Genomic DNA, 24916 nt, shown 5'->3' with positions numbered 1-24916 from the left:
GTGGCGAATGAGCCGCGCCGCATTTGGGACGGGCTGCCGTGAGCGAGGAAAACCTGCTCAAGCTGGTCGAGGCCGAGGAGCCCGAGGAGAACGATTACCATCTGCAGGAGCAGGTCGGCTTCATCCTTCGCAAGGCGCATCAGCGCCATGTCTCGATCTTCGCCGCGCATATCGCCGATCTGACGCCGCCGCAATTTGCCGCCCTGGCCAAATTGCGCGACGTCGGCGAGACGTCGCAGAATCAGCTCGGCACGCTGATCGCCATGGATGCCGCAACGGTCAAAGGCGTCATCGACCGGCTGAAGGCGCGTGGCCTGGTCGAGCTTTCCAAGCATGAGGTCGACAAACGGCGTCTGCTGGTCAATCTGACCGCGGAAGGCCGCGACGCAATCGAGCGCCTGATCCCTCTTGCCCGCGACATCACCGAGGAAACACTGGCGCCGCTCACGCCCAAGGAGGTCGCCACCTTCATGAAGCTTTTGGCCAAGCTGGCGTAAGGGCGGCGCATGCTGGCTCCAGGAGAGAATGGCCTGACGTGGCAAGGCTTGGGTTCCTCGCCCCCATGAAATGGGGGAGAGGTGGCCGCGAAGCGGACGGAGAGGGGGCAGCCACGCCGGCGAGCTCCCTCTGAAATTCATGTAGAGGTCGAGCCTTCCCCCCTCTCCGTCTCCGCTTCGCCGAGCCACCTCTCCCCCACTCTCGTGGGGGCGAGGAACTCACATCCTGTAGGGTCGGCGCTTGTCTTTGGCATACCTCAGAGGCCGTTATCCTTCAGGATCTGCGCGGAATTCTCCTTGGTGATCTTCTGCGTCGGCAAGGTGATGGTCTTTTCGACCTTCTCGCCGTTCAGGAACTTGATCGCCTGCCGCAGCCCTTCGGCACCCGGCGTCACATAGGTGAAGGTCGCCGTCAGCTCGCCATTGTTGACCAGGGTCACCCCTTCATTGGGCAGGCCGTCAATGCCGATGAACTTGATGTCCTTCTCGCGGCCGGCATCCTTGGCGGCAAGATAGGCGCCGTAGGCCATCGGGTCATTGTGACCGTAGACGAGATCGATCTTCTCGTTGTTGCGCAAGGCGGTCGCCATGATGTTGTAGGCTTGGTCCTGCTTCCAGTCGCCCGACTGCTGGTCGAGCAGGTTTTTGATGCCCGGCTCCTTGCCGGTGATTTCAAGGAAGCCGTCATGCCTGTCATGCGCCGGCTGGGTGCCCATGCCGCCCCAGATCTCGACGACATTGCCGGCGGCCTTGCCCTTGCCGCCCAGAAGCTCGACGGCATATTCGCCGGCGGCCCGGCCGATCAGCTTGTTGTCGCCGCCGACGAACTGCGTGTAGTCCTGGGTGTCGACATTGCGGTCGAGCACGAAGACCGGGATCTTGGCGTCGACCGCCTGCTGCACGACGCCGGTCAGCCCCGCCGATTCCTTCGGCGACACCAGCAACGCGTCGACTTCCTGGCGGATCAGGTTTTCGACATCGGCAACCTGCTTTTCGGTCTTGTCCTCGCCGTCGGTAACGATCAGCTCGACGTCCGGATGCTTGGCGGCCTCGGCCAGGATGTCCTTGTTGAACTGGGCGCGCCAGGGTTCGATGGTCGTCACCTGCGAGAAGCCGATCTTCCATTTCTTGTCCTGCGCATAGGCGTTGCCGCTGGTCAAAAAGGCGGTTGTGGTCAGCAGTGCCGCGCCAACGGCGGCAAGCTTCAGCATGTCACGTCGTTTCATTTCTTGTTTCCTCCAAGATTTAGAGACGGGGTCTCTTTTGACGGTCGCTTTGCCGCGGCCGTTTCCTTGTGCGCCGTCTGCCCGCCCCACAAAGGGGCAAACAGCAGGCGCAGATAGAAGAGAAGATCGGCGGCATTGCGCTCCTGCACGAGCACGGTGCCGATGATGATCATCCCTTTCAGCACGAGCTGAAGGTTCGAATTGATGTTGTGGAGCTGCAAGATGTTCGACAGCAGCCCGAAGATCAGCACGCCGCAGAATGTGCCGACAAGGCTGCCGCGCCCGCCCATCAGGCTGGTGCCGCCGATGACGACCGCGGCAATGGCGTCGAGCTCCAGCCCGGCGCCGGCATCCGGCTTGCCTTGCCTGTATTGCGCGACATAGAGCACCGCCGCCACGCCGGCCAGCAGCCCTGACACCGCGTAGGTGGCGATCTTGACGCGGCCGGCGGCGATGCCGGAAAGCCGCGCCGCCTCTTCATTGCCGCCGATGGCGTAGACATAGCGGCCGAACGGCGTGAAGCGCAGCACCGCGCCGTAGATCAGGATCGCGCCGAGGAAGAACAGGCCCGGCATCGGGATGACGCCGAACACCAGCGAGCGCAGTATCTCGAAATCGGCGGTGGCGTTCGACCCGGTATAGACCGGCAGCACCGCATTGTTCTGGCCGGCGGTCAGCCTTGCGATGCCCAGCGCCGTCACCATCATCGCCAGCGTGACGATGAAGGGCTGCAGCCGGCCGGCAACGATGATGAAGCCATTGAGCGCGCCGAACAAAAGGCCGACGCAAGGCGCCACCAGCAGCACGCCGAGTACGCCGAACTTCGTGTCTATCTGCGGCAGCAGGAACCACAGCGCGAGGCAGCAGAGGATCACCCCGACAATGCCGGGCGCGACCAGCCCGCGGACGCTGTCCAGCCTGACATCGCGCGTGGCCTCCGGGCCGGCGCGCGACTTCGCCAGGTTCAGGAAGATGAAGCGGGTGACGAGGATGCCGAGGCAAAGTGCCACCACGGCGACGGTCGGCACGCCCAGCACGACGCCCGGTGTCACGCCCGGCACCGTCAGCAGCATGGCGCCGACCACCGTGCAGATCGCCATCAGCGAGCCGACGGAAAGGTCGATGCCGCCGGTGATGATCACCGCCGTCATGCCGGTGGCGATCAGGCCGGTCGTCGACACCTGGCGCAGCACATCGAGCAGATTGCCGTAGGACAGAAAGATGTTGTTGCCCTTCGAACTGATCGGCGAGCCGAGCACGCCGATCAGGAAGATGGCGATCAGGCCCCAATAGAGCTTGGTCCGGGACAGCAGGCTCAACAGGCTCATGCGGCGGGCCTCGCTATCGTCCGGCGTGGTGCCGCAAGCCGCATGATCGCCTCCTCGGTGGCCTGTTCGCGTGAGAGCATCCCGGTCTGGCGGCCGTCGGCCATGACCAGGATGCGGTCGGAAAGGTGCAAAAGCTCCGGCAATTCCGAGCTGATGACGGCGATGGCGAGGCCGTCGCGCGCCAGCTTGAAGATGAGATCGTAGATTTCCCGCTTGGCGCCGACGTCGATGCCGCGCGTCGGCTCGTCCAGCAAAAGCACCCGCGGCCTGGTCGCCAGCCATTTGCCGATGACGACTTTCTGCTGGTTGCCGCCGGACAGTGTGCCGGCCGGCTGCTCGATGGTCTCGCAGCGAATGCCAAGTGCCTTGACGGCGTGCCGCGCCAGGGCTTGCTCGGCGGCCAGCGAGCGAAGGCCGAACCGCGCCAGCGCGCCGACCAGCGGCAGCGCCACATTGTCGGTGATCGATGCCTTGAGATGCAGGCCCTGCGTCTTGCGGTCCTCGGTCACCAGGGCGATGCCTAACCTGCGGGCGTCGCGCGGAGAGCGGATGTCCACCGGCTCGTCGTCGAGCCTGATATCGCCCCCGGCTCGCCCGCCGCTCGACCCGAATATCGTTTCCAGGATCTCGGTGCGGCCAGAGCCCAGCAGCCCGCCTATGCCCAGGATTTCGCCTTCGGCAAGATCGAAGCTGACGCCGTCGAGCACCGTGCGCCAACCGTGGCGGTCCGGTTTCGACAGCGACAAGCCGCTGACGGAGAGCACCGTCTTGCCGCTGGTGCTGCGTTCGTGCTGCGAGGAGGCAAGCAGGTCTCGCCCGACCATCGCCGAAATGATGGCGTTTTCGTCGAGCCTTGCCATATCCTCGGTCAGCACGTGGCGTCCGTCGCGAAACACGGTGACACGGCTCGCCAGATGCATGACCTCGTCGATGCGGTGCGAGATATAGACGATCGCCACGCCGCTGTCGGCGAGCTGGCGGATGATCCTGAACAGCCTCTGGCATTCCGCCGGAGACAGGGCGGATGTCGGCTCGTCCATGATCAGGATGCGCGCCGACATCGACAGCGCCTTGGCGATTTCGACCAGCTGCTGCTCGCCGACGCGCAAGGCGCCGACACGCGCTTCCGGATTGAGCTCGATGCCGAGCCGCTGCAACAACGCGCCGGCGGCGCGGCTGCTTGCCTTGCGGTCGACGACCAGCCCGGCGATCAGCTTCTCGCGCCCCAGGAAGATATTGTCGGCAATGCTGAGTTCGGGAACCAGGTTGAGTTCCTGGTGGATGATGGCGATGCCGGCGTCCTCGGCGTCGCGGACGCCGGCAAAACGCACCGCGTGGCCATCGACGTTAACCGTGCCGTCATAGTCGGTGTAGACGCCGGACAGGATCTTCATCAGCGTCGACTTGCCGGCGCCGTTTTCCCCCATCAGCGCATGAACCTCGCCGCTTTTCAGATCGAAGTCGACATCGACAAGGGCGGCGATGCCGCCGAACGTCTTGGAGATATGCTCGGCGCTTAGGACGACAGCCGCACGATCGGCCGCCGCAACGTCCCCGGACGGGATGGGGTTAGCGTGCTCCATCACAAGAACGGCCTCCCTCCGTCGTCGTCGAACCTTCCGAACGCTAATCTAAACGTTTCGATCGTGTCAAGCCGGTATCTGAAGATGCGGGAATGATACATTTCAATTCTTGCGCAACTACGCAAGATTCCGTAGGTATTACAATCAAAGGGCGGCGAAACGTTTCGAAAAATGACGGCGTCAGGGCGAAAAAAGCAGCGAAAGTCCACGGCTCCGACCATGCTGCATGTGGCCGAAGCCGCGCGCGTTTCGGTGGCCACCGTCTCGGCGCTGATCAACGGCACCGCGACCGTCAGTCCCGAGCTCAGCCAGCGCATCGAACAGGCGATCCGCGACATCGGCTACAAGCGCAACGCGATCGCCCGCAGCCTGAAGATGGGCACGACCCGCACCATTGGGCTGACCGTTCCGCACATCACCAATCCGTTCTTCACCGATGTCGTTTCGGTCATCCAGCAGGCCTTCGACCGCGCCGGCTACGCGGTCATGCTGTGCTGCACGGACGAGGATCTGAACACGCAGGACGACCAGATCAGGCTGCTGCTCGATCGCATGGTCGACGGGTTGATCGTCGCCCGCGTCGGCGACGGCCAGATTCTTAAAGGAATTGTCGACGACGCCAATGTGCCGGTGGTGCTGCTCGACCGCGTCTGCGAGGGCGTCGATACCGATGCCGTCGTGCTCGACAATCAGCGCGCTGTGTTCGACGCCATCACCTATCTGATCGATCTCGGCCACCGGCGCATCGGCTACATCTCCGGATCGTTCGACATCTCGCCCATGCATGACCGTATGGCGGGCTATAGAGAGGCACTTCAGGCTGCCGGCCTGCCGGTCGAGAACGAGCTCGTGCGTTTCGGCAATTTCCACGAAGTCGACGGCTACAATGCCACGATGCAGCTGCTGTCGCTGCACGACCGCCCCAGTGCCATCTTCTCGGCCAACAATCCGATGGTGATCGGCACCATGAAGGCGATCCGCGATATCGGGCTGTCCTGCCCGCAGGATATTTCGGTCGCCTGTTTCGACGATTTCCCCTGGTCGGATGTATTCCAGCCGCAGCTGACCACGGTCTCCCAGCCGGTGCAGGCAATTGGCGAACAGGCGGCCAACCTGCTGCTCGACCGGCTCGCCGGCAACAGGGACGCGCCGCCACGCAAGTTGACGCTCAAGGGCCGCCTGATGATCCGCAATTCATGCCGGCCGCTGGGAGCGGTCGCGCAAAGCGTCAGCGCCTGATGCATGTCATGCACCAAAATAAGAAAGAAGGTCAGGCCGCTTGCGAAAGGGATCTGTGGGCTTCCGCCAGAATCTCGAAGGAGCGCAACCGCGCGCCATGGTCGAAAATCTGCGCGGTGACCATCAGCTCGTCGGCGCCGGTGCGGCGTACGAAAGCGTCGATGCCTTGCCTGATCGTCTCTGGGGCGCCGACGACCGCGCAGGACAGCGCCTGGCCAAGCATGGTCTTGGCCATCGGGTCGAGGTCGCGTTCGTAATCTTCGACCGGCGGCGGCAAGCGGCCGGCGCGTCCGGTGCGCAGGTTGACGAAGGCCTGCTGCAGCGAGGTGAACGACAGCCGCGCCTCGGCGTCGGTGGGCGCGGCAAAGACGTTGAGGCCAAGCATCACATAGGGCTTGTCGAGCTGTTCCGACGGCTGGAAGCGCGAGCGATAGATCTCCAGCGCATGGTCGAGTTCGGCCGGAGCGAAATGCGAGGCGAAGGCGTAGGGCAGGCCGAGCAGGGCGGCAAGTTGCGCGCCATAGAGGCTGGAGCCCAGGATCCAGATCGGCACCTGTTCGCCCTCGCCGGGCACGGCACGGATGCGCTGGCCCTCCTCGGCCGGCTGGAAATAACCCATCAGCTCGACGACATCCTGCGGGAAATTATCGACGCCGGCATCGAGGTTGCGGCGCAATGCGCGCGCCGTCGCCATGTCGGTGCCGGGGGCGCGGCCGAGCCCAAGGTCGATGCGGCCCGGATGCAACGCGGCCAGCGTGCCGAATTGCTCGGCGATGACCAGCGGCGAATGGTTGGGCAGCATGATGCCGCCGGCGCCGACGCGTATCGTTTTGGTGCCGCCGGCGACGTGGGCGATGACGACCGAAGTGGCGGCGCTGGCGATGCCCGGCATGTTGTGATGCTCGGCCAGCCAGTAGCGCTTATAACCCAGCCGCTCGGCATGGCGAGCGAGATCGAGCGAATTGGCGAGCGATTGCGAAGCGTTGCTGCCTTCGACGATCGGCGACAGGTCGAGAACGGAAAGAGCGGTCATAGGCGGGGATCCTGTGTAGGGATCGGATGTAGGAAGCCACCGCCACGGCCGCAAATTCAAAAAATTGAATAGAAGGCCGCGCGTCCAAATGGACGCGCGCAAGGACTGGTTCCAGTCTCCGGGATCATGCGCCCGCCAGTTTTTCCTTAGAGGAAGTTTCCTCTTCGACCACGGCCGTATGCTGCGCCGCCAGGAAATTGCCGACATGGCTGAGGCCGTCGAAATGGTCGCAGAACACCTTGATGACGACCAGCAGCGGCACCGCCATCAGCGCGCCGACGAAGCCCCATAGCCAGGACCAGAAGGCGATGGCGATGAAGATCGCCACCGCGTTGATCTCGAGGCGGCGGCCGACCACCATTGGCGTTACGAATTGTCCTTCGACGATGTCGCACAACAGCACGAAGGCCGGCGCCAGCAGGGCATAGGAGATGGTGTCGAAGCTGATCAGTGACATGACCGTGACAAGCACTATGGTCATCAGCGCCCCGACATAGGGCAGGAAATTGAGCAAAGCCGCAGCCACGCCCCAGACCAGCGGGTTGGGCATGCCGAGCGCCCACAGGCCAAGGCCGATGACCGTGCCGAGGCCGGCATTGATGACGGTGACGGTGAGCAGATAATGCGAGATTTCGCGCTCGACGTCATAGACGATGCGCAGTGCCCGCTTCTTCTCGCGGAGGCTGGCAAAGGACTGGATGATCTTCTCATAGAACATCGTGCCCGAGGCGAGCAGGAATAGCGACAGCACGAAGACGATGGTGATGCTTGTGCCCGCCGACAGCACATTGCCGGCGGCCTGCGAGAGGATGCCGGATTGCGCCAGCGTAACCCTCTGGACGCCCGGCTCCTGCGACGTCTGGGTCACCCCCTCGATCTGGCGCGAAATCTCCATGATCCTTTCAAAAGGGCGACGCAGTTGTGCGAGGCGTTCGGTGAGCTGCTGGCCGATCGACGAGGTGTTGTTGATGAGGTCGATGACCGGGCCACTCAGCAGATAGCCGGCGCTGGCAACTATGCAGATCGACAGAAACACCAGAAGGCTGGCCGACAGCACATCGGGTACGCCGTGCTTGCGCAAAAAGCGGACGATCGGCGTCAGCGTCAGCGCCAGCAGGAAAGCGAGGATGACCGGCATGAAGAAGGCGCGGGCGAAGTAGAGCGCGTAGATGACCATCAGGATGAAGATGCCGATGAGCAACGAGCGCATCAGGCGCGTATCGGCGCGTGCCTCGACACGCGGATCCGGGCTTTCGGCAATGCCTGCGCCCGAAGCTGTCGGTTCGGCTTTCATCATTTCCCCTCGGGCACACCGCGATCCGAGCGGCTCCCTTGGCGAAAACGTCCTTGCCGCGTCAAAGTTCCGTTAGCCGGCAATGACGCAAGGTATGGAATGGCCGATCCCGTCGGGAAGATCTTGCGTCATGCCTTCGGGAATCATGCCTTCGGGAATCGGGCCTTGCCGATGAATCAGGCGACGGGCGCTGCCACGGCGGGGACGGCCTTCGCCGTTTCCTTGCGCACGATCGGCGCCACTTTGGTGCCGTAGAGCTCGATCGCCTTCATGACCTTGGCGTGCGGCATGATGCCGATCGCCATCTGCAGCAGGAAACGGTCGTTGCCGAATATCCTGTGCTGGGCAATGATCTTGTCGGCCACCTGCTCGGGATTGCCGACGAACAGCGCGCCGTTGGGGCCGCGCGACTGGTCGAAATGTGCCCTCGATGTCGGACCCCAGCCGCGCTCGCGGCCGATGCGGTTCATCACCTCGGCCTGCGGCCCATAGAAATCGTCCGCCGCCTTGTCCGTCGTCTCGGCGATGAAGCCGTGGACGTTGAGGCTGGTGGCCAGCGTTCCCAGGTCGTTGCCGGCCCGCCGTGCCGCATCCCGGTAGATGTCGAACAGCGGCGCGAACCGGGCCGGCTCGCCACCGATGATGGCCAGCGCCAGCGGCAGGCCGAGCACGCCCGCGCGGGCGGCGGATTGCGGCGTGCCGCCAATCGCGATCCAGATCGGCAATCTGTCCTGGAGGGGCCGGGGATAGACGCCGCGATCATTGATCGGCGCGCGCAGCCTGCCCGGCCACGTTACCTTGACATGATCGCGGATGGCGAGCAGCAGGTCGAGTTTTTCGGCAAAGAGCTCGTCATAGTCTTCGAGATTGTAGCCGAACAGCGGAAAGGACTCGATGAACGAGCCGCGCCCGGCCATGATTTCGGCGCGGCCGCCTGACAAGAGGTCGAGTGTCGCAAACTGCTGGAAGACGCGAACCGGATCGTCGGAAGATAGTACGGTCACGGCGCTGGTCAGCTTGATGCGCCTGGTGCGCTCGGCAGCCGCCGCCAGGGCGACGACCGGCGCCGAGGCGGCATAATCGGGGCGGTGATGCTCGCCCAGCCCGAAGACGTCGAGGCCGACCTGGTCGGCCAGCTCGATTTCCTCGATCAAATTGCGCAGCCGTTCATGCGGGCCGATGGCGCCGGGACCCGGCTCCGGGCTGACGTCGGCGAAGGTATAGAGACCAAGTTCCATTTGATGTCATCCCGGTGATTTGATTGTCGGTTAGAGCATGATCCCGAACCGAAGGTCAGCGCAGCAAAAAGTGGAATCCGGTTTTCGGAAAAGATCATGCCCAAACAAAAAACTAGAGCCAGACCCATCCCGGTCCTATCGGGATGGGTCTGGCTCTAGAGGTAGCGATCCGCCCGGCGCGCCGCCAGAGGGGCGACTGTGAACAGTGCATGTCCGTTGCAAGGAACGTCTCCCGACTGCAACAGCTCACAATTTCATGGCTGGCATACTGTTTTGGCGCTTGAACTCTCGGTATTCGCGCGTATGTAAGCCTCGCAAATTGACTTCAGGGAAGTGGACTTGGCTATCTACAGGGAAAAAGACATTTTCGAGCGGCGCAATGCCGCAAACGAGGCAAAGAAGGCGCTTCTGGAGCGCTTCAAGTCAAAACCGGCGGCAGATGATCCTGCGGTGCAGGCAAGACAGGCCGAACGCAAGGCGATCCTAGAGGCGCGTGAGATACGCGAGGCTGAGAAGGCCAGGCTGAAGCAGGAAAAGCTGGCGCGTGAAGCGGCCGAAAAGGCCGAGCGCGAGGCAGCCGCCGAAGCGGCGCGTATCGCCGCGGAAGAGGCAGCGCAGGCCGAGGCCAAGATTCGGGAAGCCGAAGAGAACGAGCGTATCGCTCGTCTGCTTGCCGACGAGGCCGAACGCAAGGCCAAGCGCGACGCACGTTATGCGGCGCGCAAGCAGCGCACCGGCAGGACGCCTCCGGGCTTTTCAGCCCGCTAGCCTTCAGGCTACCGAAGCAACCGGCTTCGAGGATCAGGGTCGCTTTGCAGCGGCCCTGATCGTGCTTGTCCTTCGGTATGTTCAGGCCGCGAGCTTCAGCCCCATGATGCCGCAGACGATCAGCGCGATGCAGCCCAGCCTGATCGCGGTCGCGGGCTCGCCCAGCAACCAGATGCCGAGCAGCGCCGTGCCGACCGTCCCGATGCCTGTCCACACCGCATAGGCGGTGCCGACGGGCAATGCCTTCAGCGCCAAGCCGAGCAAGCCCAGGCTGACGATCATCGAGGCGACGGTCAGGATGGTCGGTAGCGGCTTCGAGAAGCCATCAGTGTATTTAAGGCCGATCGCCCAGCCGATCTCGAACAGACCGGCAAGGAAAAGAAAAGTCCACGACATCGGAACGCTCCATTGAGTAGCGGGTCGTCCCGACGGATTTATTGGGAGGCGCGAGGTCGTCCCCGCCACACCAATGTAGGGATTTCGGGCGCCCGATCAACAGCCACGATCGGTAGCTAGTATCTCAATTTGAATTATCGGCCCAACAGCTTTTGGGCCCACCCAAAACCAGCCAGACAATGGCGACGCCTATGGTTGCGCCAACAAGCATCCGAAGGAGGCTGACCAACTCGGAGTTCTTACCAAGATAGCCAGTCAGGATCACCACGACGATGTCACCGGTCGCGATCCGTCCCGAAACGGAATGACCGGACCTATTTGTCCTTGAGCCTCGTCGCCTTGACCGGCGGCGCCTTGAGCGCCGGGGTCGCTACGGGCTTCTTCGCGTCCTTCTTCGGCTTGCGGGCTTCCTTGCCCGCCTTCATCGCACCTTTAGCCATGATTCGTTCCTCCAATGGTGGCGGGCGAAGTGAAACAAGAGATTGGCCCGACCGCAAGGGGCTGTTGCGCCCCGGTGCGCCAGTTGAGGGGCTGTCAACGCCTTTTCTATTTTCCTCGTCAACGGTTCCGGTCCATGCCATGGTCTTCCTTGCACTGCAGCATCAATCCGGCTTTCTCCGGATGACGATCAGGCAGGCCGGTCAGGACGACAATGCGAATCCACATCGGCTGCGAGATGAGTTTCGACTTCCCGCAGGAAACGCCGCTGATCGCGATGCTCAACGTCCACTATTCCAGGGCATCCGATCTCGAACGGCCGGATTTCCTGACCTCCAATCCACCGGTACCGATCGAAAGCTATCGCGACAGCTTCGGCAACTGGTGCAATCGTCTTGTCGCGCCGCCCGGACGCTTCTCATTCGGTACCGACGCGGTGATCCGCGACCCCGGCACTTTCGAGATGGGCGACCTGATGGCCTGGCAGCACGAGGTGCGCGATCTGCCCTCGGACACGCTGCTGTTCCTGCTGCCCAGCCGCTTTTGCGAAAGCGATCTGCTGGCAAGCGACGCGTGGCGGCTGTTTGGCCATACATCGCTAGGCATCCCGCGCGTCCAGGCAGTCTGCGACTTCGTCCACAACCACATCGTCTTCAACTACGGCAATGCGCGGCCGACGCGCACCGCGGCCGAAGCCTATCGTGAGCAGAGCGGCGTCTGCCGCGACTTTGCCCACCTCGCAGTCGCCTTCTGTCGGGCGCTCAACATCCCGACCCGCTACTGTACCGGCTACATCAGCGACATCGGCCTGCCGAAGCCGTGGGCGGCCATGGATTTCGCCGCCTGGATGGAAGTCTATCTCGGCGGCCGCTGGCACGCGTTCGATCCGCGCAACAATGCTCCACGCATTGGCCGTATCCTGATCGCTTCCGGCCGCGATGCGGCCGATGTGCCGCTGACCCACATTTTCGGACCGGGCACGCTCGCCGGCTTCAAGGTTTGGACCGACGAGATCGTCTAGCCGGTACAGACGCCGCACCCTGAACGGCTGGACAGTTCGTGCGCTATGAATGGCTGTGGAGCTTAGACGGATGCTTCGCTAAGCTCCGAGCATCGAACAAGGCAACACACCATGGCGGCGCATGGCGGATCGAAAAAAGGTCATCTATGCTGCGCTCGCCGGCAATCTGGCGATCGCGCTGACCAAATTCGCCGCCGCATTCTTCACCGGCAGCTCGGCGATGCTGTCGGAAGGCGTGCACTCGCTTGTCGGCACCGGCAATGGCGGGCTCCTGCTCTACGGCATGCACCGCGCCGCCCGCCCGCCGGACCGCACGCATCCGCTCGGTCATGGCCGTGAGCTGTATTTCCGGAGCTTCATCGTCGCCCTTCTCGTCTTTGCGCTTGGGGCCGGCGTGTCGTTCTACGAAGGCGTCATCCACATCGTGGCGCCCGAGCCGGTCGCCAACGTCAAGGTCAACCATATCGTGCTTGGCCTGGCCTTCCTGTTCGAAGGCAGTTCGTGGTGGGTGGCGCTGAGGGAGTTCCGCAAGCAGAAGGGTAAACAGGGCTGGCTGCGGGCCGTGCAATCGAGCAAGGATCCAAGCGTCTACACCGTCCTGTTCGAGGACAGTGCCGCACTTCTCGGCCTGATCGTCGCCTTTGCCGGCATATTAGCGGCGGAGGTGTTGGAGATGCCGCAACTCGACGGCGCCGCCTCGATCGGCATCGGGCTCATTCTCGGCGCGACCGCGATCTTCCTGACGCGCGAGAGCATGGGCCTGCTCTTGGGCGAGCCGGCGTCGCCTGAAGCGCAGAAGAAGGTGCTGGCCATCGCCCAGCAGGACCCGGCGGTGCAGCGCGCGAACGGCGTACTGACGCTGCATATGGGACCGGAAGAGATCGTTGCCGCCTTGAGCATCGAGTTCGAGGATCATATGGCTGCGCCCGAGATCGAGGCCTGCGTCGAACGCATCGAGGCCAGGCTGAAGAAAGATGCCGGAGATCGCCCGGCTGTTCGTCAAGCCGCGGACGACCGGTACCTGGGAGCAGCGGCGCAAGATTGTTGAAGCTGTGTCAGGGGACGAGCCGGATCGTGCCGGCTAAAATGCCGGTGAGGCAAGGAGAAGCGACAATGAAAGTCGACGGCGGCTGCCATTGTGGCGCCATCACCTACGAGGCCGAGGTCGATCCGGAAAAAGTCTCGATCTGCCCGATTGCCAGCAACTGACCGGCACGGCCTTTCGCGTGTCGGTACGAGTGCCAGAGGACAGCTACAGGATCACCAAAGGCACGCCGAAGGTCTACATCAAGACCGGGGCGAACGGCGCCAAGCGGGCGCAGGGTTTTTGCGGCGAGTGCGGCTCGCATCTCTACGCGACGTCGGTCGGCGATGGGCCGAAGGTCTACGGCATCAGGGTCGGCACGGCGCGCCAGCGTGAACAACTGGTTCCGAGAGCCCAGTATTGGCATCGCTCGGCGCTGCACTGGCTGCCGGAATTCGAAGGCACGAGGATCGTGGAGGAGCAGTAGCCCTGGATCGGGCGCAAGTATCCGGCATGGCTCTCAATCGTCACCTTCGACAACCCTCAGCCTGAGCTGCCCGGTTTTCGAATCGGCGACACGCGGGCCTGGTTCCACCTTCGAGGCGGGAGCCCGTGATGCTGCGTCTTGGCCGGCATCGCCATCGGCTTGCCCGCCAAACTCCAGCGCTTCGATCTTCTGGCCGCGCTTGGTCACCTTCGAGGTCGAGACCAGTATATCGTCGATATCCTTGGTCGACTGGGTAAAATGCGTCTGCAGCCGGCGCACCCGGTCGTCGACACGTGCAACATCCTCCATCAGCCGGACGACTTCGCCTTGGATCAGATGCGCCTGCTCGCGCATGCGCGCATCCTTGAGGATCGCCTGTATGACCTGGATCGACAGCATCAGCAGTGACGGCGAGACGATGATGACGCGGGCGCGGTGCGCCTTTTGCACCACTGCCTCGAAATTCTCGTGGATCTCGGCGAACACCGATTCCGATGGCACGAACATGAAGGCGTTGTCCTGCGTCTCGCCCTGGATCAGGTATTTTTCTGATATATCGCGGACATGGATCTCGATGTCGCGGCGGAATGCTTGCGCGGCGACCTTCTGCAAATCGGCGCCGTCGGCGGCGCGGATGGCGTTCCAGGCTTCGAGCGGAAACTTTGCGTCGATGGCAAGCGCGGGCGCGCCGTTCGGCATCTTGACCAGGCAGTCTGGCCGGCTGCCATTCGACAAGGTCGACTGGAATTCGTAGGCGCCATGCGGCAGGCCGTCGGCGACGATCGCCTCCATGCGCGATTGGCCGAAAGCGCCACGCGTCTGCTTGTTGGAAAGGATCGCCTGCAGCTGCACGACCTGACCGGCGAGCGACTGGATGTTGCCTTGCGCCGTATCGATGACCGCCAGCCGCTCCTGCAGCTTGGCAAGGCTCTCATGCGTCGATTTGGTCTGCTCGGTCATGGTCTGGCCGAGCCGGCCGGTCATAGCGTCGAGCCGCTGGCCGATCGACTGCGTGAGTTCCGCCTGCCGCGCTCCGAACACTTCGGCGATGGCGCCCATGCGGCCTTGCATTTCGGCCTGGCTTGCCAAGATGCCGGCCATCCGCGCCTCGGCGTCGCGGGCGTGGTCGGCGGCTTCCGCGGCTGCCACCGCACGCGCCTTGGCCGACCGCCACAGCGCCACGACCAGTGCCAGGAACAGGGCAAGAAACAGGACCGCGCCGAACGCCAGGGCGTGGCCGAGCGTGATCGTGGTGGCGCCGAGCCGGGCAACGGGTTCGGATAGGATTGATGTCAGGTCATTCATGCGGCCAGCATAGATGATTCGGCCCGCAGGCACAGATCAAAACGTGAACGAGCCCAAACCGCCCCGGTTGACGCTTTTCGCCCCGGTTGACGCTTTTCGTATGACGTCTTAGGTGAGACGCCATGTCGATCAAGCCGCTCATCATCCTTCCCGATCCCGTTCTGCGCCAGGTTTCGAAACCCGTCGAGCGCGTCGACGCCTCTTTGCGCAAACTGGCCGGCGACATGCTGGACACCATGTACGACGCGCCAGGCATCGGGCTGGCGGCAATTCAGATCGGCGAACCGCTGCGCATGCTGGTCATCGATCTTGCCAAGGAGGACGAGACGCCAGCGCCGCATGTCTTCATCAATCCGGAAATCTTGGAAAGCGCCGACGCACGCTCGGTCTACGAGGAAGGCTGCCTGTCGATCCCGGATTACTATGCCGAGGTAGAGCGTCCTGCCGCAGTCCGCGTGAAATATCTCGATCGCGACGGCAAATTGCAGGAGATCGAGGCCGAGGGGCTGATGGCGACCTGCCTGCAGCATGAGATCGACCATCTCAACGGCGTTCTGTTCATCGACCACATCTCGAAGCTGAAGCGCGACATGGTGGTGAAGAAGTTCAGGAAGCTCGCCAAGGACAAGGCGCCAGGCAACAAGGCGGCAGGCAAGCTGGTGGGCTAGAAGTTATTTAAGCGGCCCCCGCAAAATCCAGTCCTTGCCGAACTCGAACGATTTTGCACCGATTTCCAGTGCAAGCGCGCGAGACTCTGGCGAGAATATAAGAATTATAACAACAGCTACCGCAAACAGTGGAGTGAGATAAACCGCAAAAGCTCGCTCACTTCGTTTCGACAACTCACCTTGCATGTATTCTTCTTCAAGCGATTTGAACTCAGCGATTGGCGCACGGCGTCTTCCAAAGGGCTTTTGACGGGTCAGCATTATGAACAGCTCCTCGGAGGCTAAGTGGCCCGAATCGTATGCCCAACGTATTTGAATTTAGTTAATAACTAGCAAATCATCAGGCTAAAAAATCCTGTTGAGCAAGCTCCCTCGGCCCGATATCTTGATATCAATCATGGAGGCCATCGTGGGCGATATGCTAATCAGAAATGTTCCCGAGCCCCTAAAACGCGAAATCGAGCAGGCTGCCCGGAAAGTTGGCCAGAGCTTGTCGGGCAAAGCCATCGATCTGCTATGGAAAGGTATGATTGCAGAAAACGAGGCAAGGTTAGAACCTAACCTGTCGGCATGGGACAGCATTCGTTCCGCATTTGCAGACGAAAGCGCAATTGGCAACGAGTTTGCTGAAATAATGGGCGAAATCGAAGCGGAGAGGAAACGCGACTTTGGCCGTCCTAAAGAGGATTTCGAGTGATCTTCCTCGATACCAACGTCGTTTACGAGGCGAGCAGAACGATACCTGACCCCAATGTGGTCGAATGGTTTCGCACACAGGATCTGCTCGATCTTTATCTATGTGGCCCTGTCGTTGTGGAGCAATCCTTCGGCGCCGAAACGTTCTTGAACAAAACCGGCTCCGATCGTCACGTTCGCGCTCTTGATAACCTGATAACGAGGCAGTTTTCCGGTCGTATCGTTGAATTTTCTGGCTCCATCCCCCGCCTCGCCGGCAGGCTCCGGGCTATGAGGGAAAAGATTGGCCGCCCGATCAGCCTCCCTGACGCGATGATCGCCGCAATCTGTCTGACACATGACGCCACGCTTGCAACCCGCAATATCAGAGACTTCGACGGGCTTGACCTGAAGCTCGTAAACCCGTTTGAAGCGGGTGCCTGAGCCGACTTGACGGGGCAGGCAGAGGCCAAGGAAAAAATGCCCCTGCGCGTCATCTTCATGGGTACGCCCGAATTTTCCGTGCCGACACTGCGCGCGATCGCCGAGGCCGGGCACGAGATTATGGCCGTCTACACGCAGCCGCCGCGCGCCGCCGGCCGGCGTGGACTGGAACTGACGCCGTCGCCGGTGCAGCGCGAAGCCGAGCGCCTGGGCATTGCGGTACGGACGCCGGTATCGCTGAAAGGCAGGGCCGAGCAGGACGCGTTCCGCGCGCTGCGGGCCGATGTCGCCGTGGTCGTCGCCTATGGTTTGCTGTTGCCAAGACCCATTCTGGAGGCGCCGCGGCTCGGCTGCCTCAATGGTCACGCGTCGCTGCTGCCGCGCTGGCGCGGTGCCGCGCCCATCCAGCGCGCCATCATGGCCGGCGATGCCGAAACGGGCATGATGGTGATGCGGATGGAGGAAGGCCTGGACACCGGCCCGGTGGCGATGGTTGAAAAATGCGCCATCGAACCCGATATGACGGCCGGCGACCTGCATGACCGGCTGATGGGCATGGGTGCGGCGCTGATGGTGGACGCGCTGGCGCGGCTGGCAGGAAACACCCTGACATTTACCACACAGGCGACAGAAGGGGTGACCTACGCCAAAAAGATCGATAAAGCGGAGACCCGCGTGGACTGGACGCGGCCTGCTGGCGAGGTCCACAACCATATTCGCGGCCTGTCGCCCTTTCCCGGCGCATGGTGCGAGACCGGAATTGGCGGCCGCGTGGAGCGGCTGAAACTGCTTCGCTCGACGCTTGTGCAAGGCGCCGGCGAGCCGGGAGGAATTCTCGACGACCGGCTGACGGTCGCCTGCGGGTCGGGCGCAATCAGGCTGGTCGAAGTTCAACGGGCGGGCGGAAGGCCTGCCAGCGCGCAGGAGTTTCTGCGCGGAGCCAAATTCGAAAAAGGAATGAAATTCTCATGAGCATGATGTCGATACGCGCGGCGACGCCGCGGGACCGCGAGGCGATCCGCCTCGTCGAGGAACATGCATTCGGTCAGCAGGCGGAAGCCGGGCTGGTCGACGCGCTGGTCACCGGCGGCGATGCCGTCGTCGAGCTGGTGGCGGACGAAGACGGGCAGGTGGTCGGCCATATCCTGTTTTCCAGGCTTTTCGTGCAGAACGGCGGCAAGAGCTTCCCGGCGGTGGCATTGGCGCCCCTGGCGGTCGAACCGTCCTTCCATGGCACCGGCATCGGCGGCGCGTTGATCCGCGAGGCGCATATCCGCCTGAAGGACGCCGGCGAAACGCTTGCCATGGTGCTCGGCGACCCCGCCTATTACGGCCGCTTCGGCTACAATCACACGCGCGCCGAAAACTTCGAAAGCGAATACCAGGGCGAGGCGCTGCAGGCGCTGGCCTGGGGCGAGGCGCCCGAGGCCGGTAAGCTGGTCTACGCTTCGGCCTTCACCGCGCTCGCCGCCTAGGCGAGCCGCAACGACAGGCATGCCGCGTTTTCGCCTCGACATCGAATATGACGGCAGCCTCTATGCCGGTTGGCAACGCCAGGCAGACCAGCCTTCGGTGCAGCAGGCGATCGAACAGGCGATCGAAAAATTCTGCGGCCAGGAGGTCTCGTTGCGCGGCGCCGGCCGTACCGATGCCGGCGTCCATGCGACCGGCCAGGTGGCCCATGTCGATCTCGCCAAGGCATGGCCTGACGACAAGGTGCGCGATGCCGTCAACGCCCATCTGCAGGCCGCCGGGGCATGCATTGCCGTCCTGAAGGCGGCCGCCGTCGCCGACGGTTTCGACGCGCGTTTCTCGGCGACCGGCCGCCACTATCTCTATCGCATCGTCAACCGGCGTGCGCCGGCGGCTTTGGAGAAGGGCAAGGTCTGGTGGGTGCCGAAGCGTCTCGACGCCGCCGCCATGCACGAGGCGGCAAAGCTGCTCCTGGGGCCGCATGACTTCACCACCTTCCGCTCGACCCAATGCCAGGCAGACAGCCCGGTGCGGACGCTCGATCGGCTGGATGTCAGCCGCTCGGGCGACCTGATCGAAGTGAAGGCCTCGGCGCGGTCCTTCCTGCACAATCAGGTGCGCTCGATGGTCGGCTCGCTGAAACGCGTCGGCGAAGGCGGCTGGACCATTGCCGACCTTAGGGCGGCGCTCGATGCGCGCGATCGCGCCGCCTGCGGCCAGGTGGCGCCGCCCGACGGACTTTTCCTCGTCGGCGTCGACTATCCACAGGCGCCCGGAGGACGCTAGATACGCCGATCAGCGAGCGTCGCCCTCGGCTAGATCGTCCTGCCAATCGGCCCCGCCATAGAACACGCGTAAAATCACCACGCGCTCGAACTCAACGATGAAGGCGATGGTGACACGGCGTTCAAGTCCGATGATGCGAAGCTCCGGCCGCACATCGTCGCGGCGTGTGCCGCGCTCGGAGCCGTATTCGAGGCGTTCGCAGAATGCCCGGATACGCTGGTCGTAGCGGTTGGCCGTCGTGGCGCTGCTGGCTTCCGCAACAATGTCATAAATCCGATCGAGATCGCCGCCTGCCTCCGGCGCATAAATGACAGCTCGACGCTTCACGCATTCCTCTGCAGGCGGGCCTCGTGGCGCTTGCGCGCCCGCTCAGTCATCTCCTCTGGCGAAATACCCCTGCCAGGGTGCGCCTTCCAGGCGTCATAGGTCGGCGCGACTTCCTCGCGCAGCCAGCGCTCCACGGCGGCATCGCGTTCTTGCAGGGCGCGAAGCCCGGCGCGGATGACTTCGCTACTGGTTGCATAGGCGCCCGACTGAACGAGCTGGTCGATAAAAGCGGCTTGCTCGGCCGGTAGACTGAAGGTGCGTTTCTCAGTGGCGGACATTGTTTCCTCCTGTGAGGGAATGGTATGATATTATCATACCGGTGCGAAACCGCACCAGGAATTCGGACAGATTCACTTGGACGCGACTTGCTTCAAGTCCCGGTCTCGCTCGGTATGCTGATACCGAGTAGCGCCTGCAGGCCGAACAGCACGGCCAGCGAGGCCACGAACATGCCGGCAAAGACCGCAGTGCCGACGGCCGCACCCTTGCCTATGGTGGCATTGGTCATCCGCCAGGTCAGCACCATCGACAGCGCAAACAAAAGCAGCGACACCAGCCCGGCCACCTCGCTGGAGGAGGACAGGAAAAGCCTGATCAGCGCCGACGGCAGCATCAACCAGGCGATGATGGCCGACGCCCAGTTGCTGGCGACCACATAGTGGACGAAACGGCCGCCAATGCCTGCGCGCGGTGCCACCACGGCAAGGCCGACGAGCGGCAGCACCCAGGCGCCGACATCGACCGTCGCCAGGCGGATCAGCATGCTGAAGCGTCCCGCGAACGCGTCGGGATCGCCGATTTCGTTGGCAATGCCGACCCAGCCGACGACCAGAGCCGGCGCAGCCACGAGAATGGCGAAAAAGGAATTCCAGAAACCGTCGGCCGAAAGGTCGAGCAGGCGCAGCCCGTCGGCCTTGCCGAGCATAAGCCGCCAGGCGCCGGCTAGCGAAGCATAGGTCTCATCTGACGAAAGCATGATCAGGGCAGGCCTCGTTCGAACCAGTCTTCGATGAAACGCTGATAGATCTGCGTCAGGGTCTCGAGGTCGGCAAGTGCGACGCGTTCGTCGACCATGTGCATGGTCTTGCCGACCAGCCCGAATTCGACCACCGGACAATAGTCCTTGATGAACCGCGCATCGGAAGTGCCGCCGGAGGTGGAAAGCGCCGGCCTCCTGCCGACAACCGCCTTGACCGAACCGCTGAGCGCTTCGACCAGCCGGTCGTCGCGGGTCAGGAAGACATGGCTCGGCCTGTCGCGCCAAACGAGTTCGTAATCGACCGGCGTCTTCTTGCCCGTCCGGTATTTCTTGCGCTTCGCCGCCTGGTCGAGGCGGTTGTGGATCTCCGCCTGGATCGTCTCGGCCGTCCATGTGTCGTTGAAGCGGATGTTGAAGGTGGCGGTCGACTTCGCCGGAATGACATTGGTGGCCGGATTGCCGACGTCGACGGAGGTGACCTCCAGATTGGTCGGCTGGAAATCCGTTGTGCCCTTGTCGAAGACGGGATGCAGCAAGCCGTCGATCAGGCTCATCAGCCCGCGCACCGGGTTGTCGGCAAGCTGCGGATAGGCGGCGTGGCCCTGCCGGCCGTTGACGATGACGCAGCCGGACAGCGAGCCGCGCCGGCCGATCTTGATCATATCGCCGAGCGCCTCGGGATTGGTCGGCTCGCCGACGATAGAGGCGTCCCACTTCTCGCCCTTGGCGGCGGCCCATTCGAGCAGCTTCGTCGTGCCGTTGATCGCCGGCCCTTCCTCGTCGCCGGTGATCAGCAGCGAGACCGAGCCCTTCGGGCCGCCCCTCTTGTCGACATGGCGCGCCACGGCGGCGATGAAACAGGCGATGCCACCCTTCATGTCGACGGCGCCGCGGCCATACATCTCACCCTTGGCGATCTCGGCGGCGAAAGGCGGATGCGTCCAGGAGGATTCATCGCCAACCGGCACCACATCGGTATGGCCGGCGAACATCAAATGCGGGCCGTTGCCGGAGCGCCGCGCATAAAGGTTCTCGATGTCCGGCGTGCCGCCTTCCGAAAACACCGGACGCTCGACGGAAAAGCCGAGCGGCTTCAGCATCTCTTCCAGCGCGCTCAGCGCACCGCCCTCTGCAGGCGTCACGGAGGCGCAGCGGATGAGGGCGGCGAGGTTTCCAGCAGGATCGGTAGGCAACGTCATGGGCAAAAGCGATAGTCGAAAGCGAAAGGCCTGTCACGGCCAGACATGAAGGCCAGCCCAATGGCCGACGATACCGCCGACATTATGGTTTTCATGTCGTATAGTTACAGGCCAAGGCGAGCTTATCGCATGACCAGGGAAGAAAAAACGATCGCCATTGCCGGCGCCGGCAGTATCGGCTGCTATGCCGGCGGCTGTCTGGCGCTCGCCGGGCGCAAGATGGTTCTTCTGGCGCGGCCGCGCATCGAGGACGCGTTGCGCAAGGATGGCTTGCGGGTTAGCGATCTCGATGGCCGCGACCGCCACATAGCCCCGGAGGCACTCACCGTCACCGCTGATCCGGTAGCCGCCATGTCCGGCGCCGATATCGTCCTGGTGACGGTCAAGAGCGGTGCGACCGAAGATATGGCGGCGCTCATTGCCGCCCATGCCCACCCGGATGCGATGGTGGTCAGCCTGCGGAACGGCGTCAGCAATGCTGACAGGCTGCGGGCCGGGCTCGCTGGGCGGCGCGTGTTCGCCGGCATGGTCCCGTTCAACGTGGTCCAGTCACCGGGCGGTGAATTGCCGTTTCGCGTGCACCGCGCCAGCGAGGGCAAGGTGATGATCGAGGAGGGGGCAGCCGGCCTTGTCGACCTGCTGAATGTCGACGGGTTTGCGGTCACCACGCATGGCGATATGAAAGCGGTGCAGTGGGGCAAGCTGCTGATGAATCTGAACAATGCGCTGGTGGCCCTGTCGGGCCTGCCGCTGGCAACGGAACTTTCCGACCGCCGCTGGCGGCTGATCCTGGCCGGCCAGATCGAAGAGGCATTCAGGCATCGAGCCGGCACGGATCGCCGGCTTGCGCCCGGCACTGCTGCCGAAGGTGCTGCGCCTGCCCGACTGGCTGTTCAAGGTCCTGGCGCGGCGCATGCTTGCGATCGACCCGGCCGCGCGCTCGTCGATGTGGGATGATTTGCAGCACCGCCGGCCGACGGAGATCGACGAACTGCAAGGTGCGATCCTGCGCCTGGTCGACAAGGCAGGCACGTCGGCGCCGCTGATAAAGCGGGTCATCGCGCTGGTGCGCAGGGCAGAGCAGGAACAACCGGGATCGCCCAGCCTGACACCGGACGCCATCATGCCGGGGAAGACCACCGAGTCCCGGTGATCGTCAGTTCGCAGCCCGCCCATGCGCCCAATACCGGCCCTTGCCGGTGCGCTTGGCTTCGTGGCTGATTAAGATTCGCTTAGAGGCTGCTCCATGCGAGCGGAACGTTTCCGCCGCCCGGCAGTACTTTCGATCAGCGTGATCTTCTGCCAGATCTTTCGCGACAGGTTGGAAGCCAGGTTCTCGATGTCGTTGACGCCGTTGATCACCACATCATCATTCACCGACTGCGCAAAGAGCGCGGCGATCTTGCCGGTGATCGACAGCATTTCGGAGCAGTAATCGAGATAGCGGGCAAGGTCGGCGGCGTTGGTGATGCGGGCAGGTGAATGCGCCGTCGGCTTGAAATGGGTTGAAAGGGCGGCCGGATCCTTGGTGAGCTGGTGCATGTCGATGACATGGATCAGCGATCGCAAGCCATGAAGCTCGCGAAACACGCGTTTGCGCTTGATGCGCTCTTCGCTCCGGATCAAGGTCAGGAAGCCGAGCACCGCGAGGATGATCATGTTGACCGAGGATTCGATGCCTTGCACCGACTGGACGGCATCATGGGTTCCCGAGATGCGGCCGAGCGGCAGGATGGTGCCGACGAACAGGAACATCAGCGCACCGATGACAATGGCGGCGACGATGACGCCGCGCAGCCACCAGATCGGCGCTTCCAGCGCCTTCGCTGACCTCGCCAGGTCGCCTGACAGCGACACGAGCTCGGCGGCGACGCCACGCAGGCCTGCGTCGGGAAAACGCTCGGCGATGCGCTCTTCCAACCGCTCGGCGGTTTCTATGATCCGTTTAGGGTCAAGCGTGCGGTAGCGCATGGCGAGACACTCGATCGATGTTCAGGGTTCGGCGGGTGCATTGGTGCGTTTGCCATAGCGGTTGGGTCCCGGCTGCCCGGGAAACAGGCAGAGCACGAGGAAAGCGACAATCGAGACAACAGGCACGAACAGCACCAGCGCCGCTATACCCGGCTTATCGAGGTCGTGCAGCCGCTTCACTGCCAGTGCCACGTTCGACCATAGCGAGGCGATGAAGGCGATGAAGAATATGAACGACCACATGTTGCTCTCCGTCGTGCCTTCCGGCACCAGCGTGAAGCGATAGAGCGGGAAGGCCTGTATGATGGCCACGAGCAATCCTCCAAGAAAATAGGCCGCGCGGCTGACGCGGCCCGATATTCTGAAGAAAAGCCAAATGAGATCTGATCTGTCAGGCAAGCGGGTCCGGTCCGTATTGGTTAGTGCCTTTGCTGCCTTCGAGGACGCCAGGCTTCGCCAGCAGCCAGCGCGACGGATTGTCGCGCCGGCGGAAGGTGCGTCCGTTTGTGACAAAGATCAATCGCGCAGCAATTCGTTGATTGAGGTTTTTGAACGGGTCTTGGCGTCGACCCGCTTGACGATCACGGCGCAATAGAGGCTGGGGCCGGGCTCGTTGTTTGGAAAAGGCCTGCCCGGCAGCGAGCCGGCGACGACGACGGAATTGGCAGGCACTTCACCGTAGAAGACCTCGCCGGTGGCGCGGTCGACGATCTTGGTCGACTGGCCGATGAAGACGCCCATGCCGAGCACGGAGCCTTCGCGCACGATGCAGCCTTCGACTACTTCGGAGCGGGCGCCGATGAAGCAATTGTCCTCGATGATGGTTGGACCAGCCTGCATCGGCTCCAGCACGCCGCCAATGCCGACGCCGCCCGACAGATGCACGTTCTTGCCGATCTGGGCGCAGGAGCCGACCGAGGCCCAGGTGTCGACCATGGTGCCGCTGTCGACATAGGCGCCGACATTGACGAAGGACGGCATCAGCACGGCGCCCGGCGCGACGTAGGCGGAGCGGCGCACGATCGACGACGGCACGGCGCGGAAGCCGGCCTTCTCGAAATCGACGGCGCTCCAGCCGTCGAATTTCGACGGCACCTTGTCCCACCACACAGCCTGGCCAGGGCCGCCCTTGATGATCTCCATCGGATTGAGCCGGAAGGAAAGCAGCACCGCCTTCTTCAGCCACTGGTTGACATGCCATTTGCCGTCGGCCTGGCGCTCGGCGACGCGCACGGTGCCGCGGTCGAGCAGGTCGAGCGCCGACTGGATGGCGTCGCGCGTTGCGCCCCGGGTCGCGGTCGAAATCGCGTCGCGTTCCTCGAAGGCTTTCTCGATGGTCTTTTCGAGGCTCGCGAGTTCCGGCTTCGACATGAATTCGCTCCATTACCACGCTGTTAAGGGGCCACGCCTTAACCTGTTTTGAAAGTCGCGCGGACCTAAACAGACTTCGCTAGCTTCGTCTGCTTAGGTCTTTGCTTCTCGCAGGTTCTTGTCGCAAAACCGTGCGACACTTTTGC

General features: G+C 63.0%; 27 protein-coding genes and 3 pseudogenes. 13 read left to right on the top strand and 17 right to left on the bottom strand.

All coding sequences use genetic code 11. The features are described 5' to 3' along the window. The first annotated feature begins 38 nt into the window (after positions 1-38). Positions 39-497, top strand: coding sequence for a MarR family transcriptional regulator (locus MESS4_RS02025; RefSeq protein WP_006325868.1), 459 nt, complete (start codon positions 39-41; stop codon positions 495-497). A 257-nt stretch (positions 498-754) separates the two neighbouring features. Here MESS4_RS02025 and MESS4_RS02020 read toward each other — a convergent pair whose 3' ends face one another. From MESS4_RS02020 to MESS4_RS02010, 3 genes are read right to left on the bottom strand one after another with little or no spacing between them, the layout of a single operon-like run. Further along, the gene (locus MESS4_RS02020; RefSeq protein WP_036240440.1) at positions 755-1723 is read right to left on the bottom strand and encodes a substrate-binding domain-containing protein; all 969 of its coding nucleotides are present in this window, start codon (positions 1721-1723) and stop codon (positions 755-757) included. Then, positions 1720-3051 carry an ABC transporter permease gene (locus MESS4_RS02015; protein WP_006325864.1) on the bottom strand — a complete coding sequence of 444 codons (1332 nt, stop codon included), beginning with the start codon at positions 3049-3051 and terminating at the stop codon, positions 1720-1722. Before MESS4_RS02015 ends, MESS4_RS02020 begins: the two co-directional genes overlap by 4 nt. Then, the gene (locus MESS4_RS02010; protein ID WP_036240439.1) at positions 3048-4634 is read right to left on the bottom strand and encodes a sugar ABC transporter ATP-binding protein; all 1587 of its coding nucleotides are present in this window, start codon (positions 4632-4634) and stop codon (positions 3048-3050) included. Before MESS4_RS02010 ends, MESS4_RS02015 begins: the two co-directional genes overlap by 4 nt. 219 nt (positions 4635-4853) lie before the next feature. On the opposite strand from MESS4_RS02010, the gene MESS4_RS02005 reads away from it, so the two are divergent. Further along, complete coding sequence (locus MESS4_RS02005; RefSeq protein ID WP_006325856.1) at positions 4854-5873, top strand: LacI family DNA-binding transcriptional regulator; 1020 nt, start codon at positions 4854-4856, stop codon at positions 5871-5873. A 31-nt stretch (positions 5874-5904) separates the two neighbouring features. On the opposite strand, the gene MESS4_RS02000 is transcribed toward MESS4_RS02005, so the two are convergent. The 3 genes from MESS4_RS02000 to MESS4_RS01990 form a co-directional block, all read right to left on the bottom strand. After that, positions 5905-6906 (bottom strand): LLM class flavin-dependent oxidoreductase, encoded by a 1002-nt coding sequence (locus MESS4_RS02000; RefSeq protein ID WP_006325854.1) that lies wholly within the window; start codon positions 6904-6906, stop codon positions 5905-5907. Positions 6907-7030: 124 nt separating this feature from the next. Further along, complete coding sequence (locus MESS4_RS01995; RefSeq protein ID WP_006325852.1) at positions 7031-8200, bottom strand: AI-2E family transporter; 1170 nt, start codon at positions 8198-8200, stop codon at positions 7031-7033. Between the two features lie 176 nt (positions 8201-8376). Next, the gene (locus tag MESS4_RS01990) at positions 8377-9438 is read right to left on the bottom strand and encodes an LLM class flavin-dependent oxidoreductase (protein WP_006325850.1); all 1062 of its coding nucleotides are present in this window, start codon (positions 9436-9438) and stop codon (positions 8377-8379) included. A gap of 339 nt (positions 9439-9777) precedes the next feature. Here MESS4_RS01990 and MESS4_RS01985 point away from each other — a divergent pair, with 339 nt between their 5' ends. Further along, the gene (locus tag MESS4_RS01985; protein ID WP_006325849.1) at positions 9778-10206 is read left to right on the top strand and encodes a DUF6481 family protein; all 429 of its coding nucleotides are present in this window, start codon (positions 9778-9780) and stop codon (positions 10204-10206) included. 81 nt (positions 10207-10287) lie between these two features. Here the strand turns inward: MESS4_RS01985 and sugE are convergent, their stop codons facing one another. Next, a complete protein-coding gene (gene sugE, locus MESS4_RS01980; protein WP_006325847.1) occupies positions 10288-10602 on the bottom strand; it encodes a quaternary ammonium compound efflux SMR transporter SugE in 315 nt (104 codons plus the stop codon). 314 nt (positions 10603-10916) lie between these two features. After that, positions 10917-11042: a hypothetical protein gene (locus MESS4_RS34905; protein WP_006325846.1), complete on the bottom strand. Its 126-nt coding sequence runs from the start codon at positions 11040-11042 to the stop codon at positions 10917-10919. Between the two features lie 212 nt (positions 11043-11254). Between MESS4_RS34905 and MESS4_RS01975 the strand changes: the two genes are divergently transcribed. From MESS4_RS01975 to MESS4_RS01965, 3 genes and pseudogenes are all read left to right on the top strand, one after another. Further along, positions 11255-12061: a transglutaminase family protein gene (locus tag MESS4_RS01975; protein WP_006325839.1), complete on the top strand. Its 807-nt coding sequence runs from the start codon at positions 11255-11257 to the stop codon at positions 12059-12061. A 111-nt stretch (positions 12062-12172) separates the two neighbouring features. After that, positions 12173-13146 (top strand): annotated as a pseudogene (locus tag MESS4_RS01970) (cation diffusion facilitator family transporter). 28 nt (positions 13147-13174) lie between these two features. After that, a pseudogene (locus MESS4_RS01965) lies at positions 13175-13572 on the top strand (GFA family protein). Positions 13573-13605: 33 nt separating this feature from the next. Here the strand turns inward: MESS4_RS01965 and MESS4_RS01960 are convergent. After that, the gene (locus MESS4_RS01960) at positions 13606-14877 is read right to left on the bottom strand and encodes a DNA recombination protein RmuC (RefSeq protein WP_006325831.1); all 1272 of its coding nucleotides are present in this window, start codon (positions 14875-14877) and stop codon (positions 13606-13608) included. Positions 14878-14999: 122 nt separating this feature from the next. Here MESS4_RS01960 and def point away from each other — a divergent pair, with 122 nt between their 5' ends. Next, a complete protein-coding gene (gene def / locus MESS4_RS01955; RefSeq protein ID WP_006325824.1) occupies positions 15000-15545 on the top strand; it encodes a peptide deformylase in 546 nt (181 codons plus the stop codon). A 3-nt stretch (positions 15546-15548) separates the two neighbouring features. On the opposite strand, the gene MESS4_RS01950 is transcribed toward def, so the two are convergent. Further along, positions 15549-15806 carry a hypothetical protein gene (locus MESS4_RS01950; RefSeq protein WP_006325822.1) on the bottom strand — a complete coding sequence of 86 codons (258 nt, stop codon included), beginning with the start codon at positions 15804-15806 and terminating at the stop codon, positions 15549-15551. 136 nt (positions 15807-15942) lie between these two features. Between MESS4_RS01950 and MESS4_RS01945 the strand changes: the two genes are divergently transcribed. From MESS4_RS01945 to truA, 5 genes are read left to right on the top strand one after another with little or no spacing between them, the layout of a single operon-like run. Then, positions 15943-16242 carry a hypothetical protein gene (locus tag MESS4_RS01945; RefSeq protein WP_006325821.1) on the top strand — a complete coding sequence of 100 codons (300 nt, stop codon included), beginning with the start codon at positions 15943-15945 and terminating at the stop codon, positions 16240-16242. Then, a complete protein-coding gene (locus MESS4_RS01940; RefSeq protein WP_006325820.1) occupies positions 16239-16664 on the top strand; it encodes a type II toxin-antitoxin system VapC family toxin in 426 nt (141 codons plus the stop codon). The genes MESS4_RS01945 and MESS4_RS01940 overlap by 4 nt, the downstream gene beginning before the upstream one ends. Before the next feature lie 42 nt (positions 16665-16706). Then, positions 16707-17636, top strand: coding sequence for a methionyl-tRNA formyltransferase (gene fmt, locus MESS4_RS01935; RefSeq protein WP_198292713.1), 930 nt, complete (start codon positions 16707-16709; stop codon positions 17634-17636). Further along, on the top strand, positions 17633-18139 hold the full coding sequence (locus MESS4_RS01930) for an N-acetyltransferase (RefSeq protein WP_006325817.1): 507 nt from the start codon (positions 17633-17635) through the stop codon (positions 18137-18139). The genes fmt and MESS4_RS01930 overlap by 4 nt, the downstream gene beginning before the upstream one ends. Before the next feature lie 19 nt (positions 18140-18158). Further along, the gene (gene truA / locus MESS4_RS01925; protein WP_006325815.1) at positions 18159-18923 is read left to right on the top strand and encodes a tRNA pseudouridine(38-40) synthase TruA; all 765 of its coding nucleotides are present in this window, start codon (positions 18159-18161) and stop codon (positions 18921-18923) included. A gap of 9 nt (positions 18924-18932) precedes the next feature. Here truA and MESS4_RS01920 read toward each other — a convergent pair whose 3' ends face one another. From MESS4_RS01920 to dapE, 4 genes are all read right to left on the bottom strand, one after another. Further along, positions 18933-19250, bottom strand: a complete 318-nt coding sequence (locus tag MESS4_RS01920; protein WP_006325814.1) for a type II toxin-antitoxin system RelE/ParE family toxin — start codon at positions 19248-19250, stop codon at positions 18933-18935. Further along, a complete protein-coding gene (locus tag MESS4_RS01915; RefSeq protein WP_006325812.1) occupies positions 19247-19528 on the bottom strand; it encodes a type II toxin-antitoxin system ParD family antitoxin in 282 nt (93 codons plus the stop codon). Before MESS4_RS01915 ends, MESS4_RS01920 begins: the two co-directional genes overlap by 4 nt. Before the next feature lie 92 nt (positions 19529-19620). Beyond that, positions 19621-20226 (bottom strand): hypothetical protein, encoded by a 606-nt coding sequence (locus MESS4_RS01910; RefSeq protein WP_006325808.1) that lies wholly within the window; start codon positions 20224-20226, stop codon positions 19621-19623. 2 nt (positions 20227-20228) lie between these two features. Beyond that, positions 20229-21428 carry a succinyl-diaminopimelate desuccinylase gene (gene dapE / locus MESS4_RS01905; RefSeq protein WP_006325801.1) on the bottom strand — a complete coding sequence of 400 codons (1200 nt, stop codon included), beginning with the start codon at positions 21426-21428 and terminating at the stop codon, positions 20229-20231. Positions 21429-21557: 129 nt separating this feature from the next. Between dapE and MESS4_RS01900 the strand changes: the two are divergent. Beyond that, a pseudogene (locus tag MESS4_RS01900) lies at positions 21558-22581 on the top strand (2-dehydropantoate 2-reductase). A gap of 68 nt (positions 22582-22649) precedes the next feature. On the opposite strand, the gene MESS4_RS01895 reads toward MESS4_RS01900, so the two are convergent. The 3 genes from MESS4_RS01895 to dapD form a co-directional block, all read right to left on the bottom strand. Further along, complete coding sequence (locus MESS4_RS01895) at positions 22650-23399, bottom strand: hypothetical protein (protein ID WP_006325788.1); 750 nt, start codon at positions 23397-23399, stop codon at positions 22650-22652. Positions 23400-23420: 21 nt separating this feature from the next. Further along, complete coding sequence (locus tag MESS4_RS01890; protein WP_036240434.1) at positions 23421-23798, bottom strand: DUF805 domain-containing protein; 378 nt, start codon at positions 23796-23798, stop codon at positions 23421-23423. 117 nt (positions 23799-23915) lie between these two features. Next, the gene (gene dapD, locus MESS4_RS01885; RefSeq protein WP_006325785.1) at positions 23916-24770 is read right to left on the bottom strand and encodes a 2,3,4,5-tetrahydropyridine-2,6-dicarboxylate N-succinyltransferase; all 855 of its coding nucleotides are present in this window, start codon (positions 24768-24770) and stop codon (positions 23916-23918) included. Positions 24771-24916: the final 146 nt, after the last annotated feature.

This window comes from Mesorhizobium sp. STM 4661, from assembly GCF_000359125.1.
Lineage (GTDB): Bacteria > Pseudomonadota > Alphaproteobacteria > Rhizobiales > Rhizobiaceae > Mesorhizobium.
Note: the sequence above shows the minus strand (reverse complement) of the source record. Positions and strands in the feature narration are given on the sequence as shown.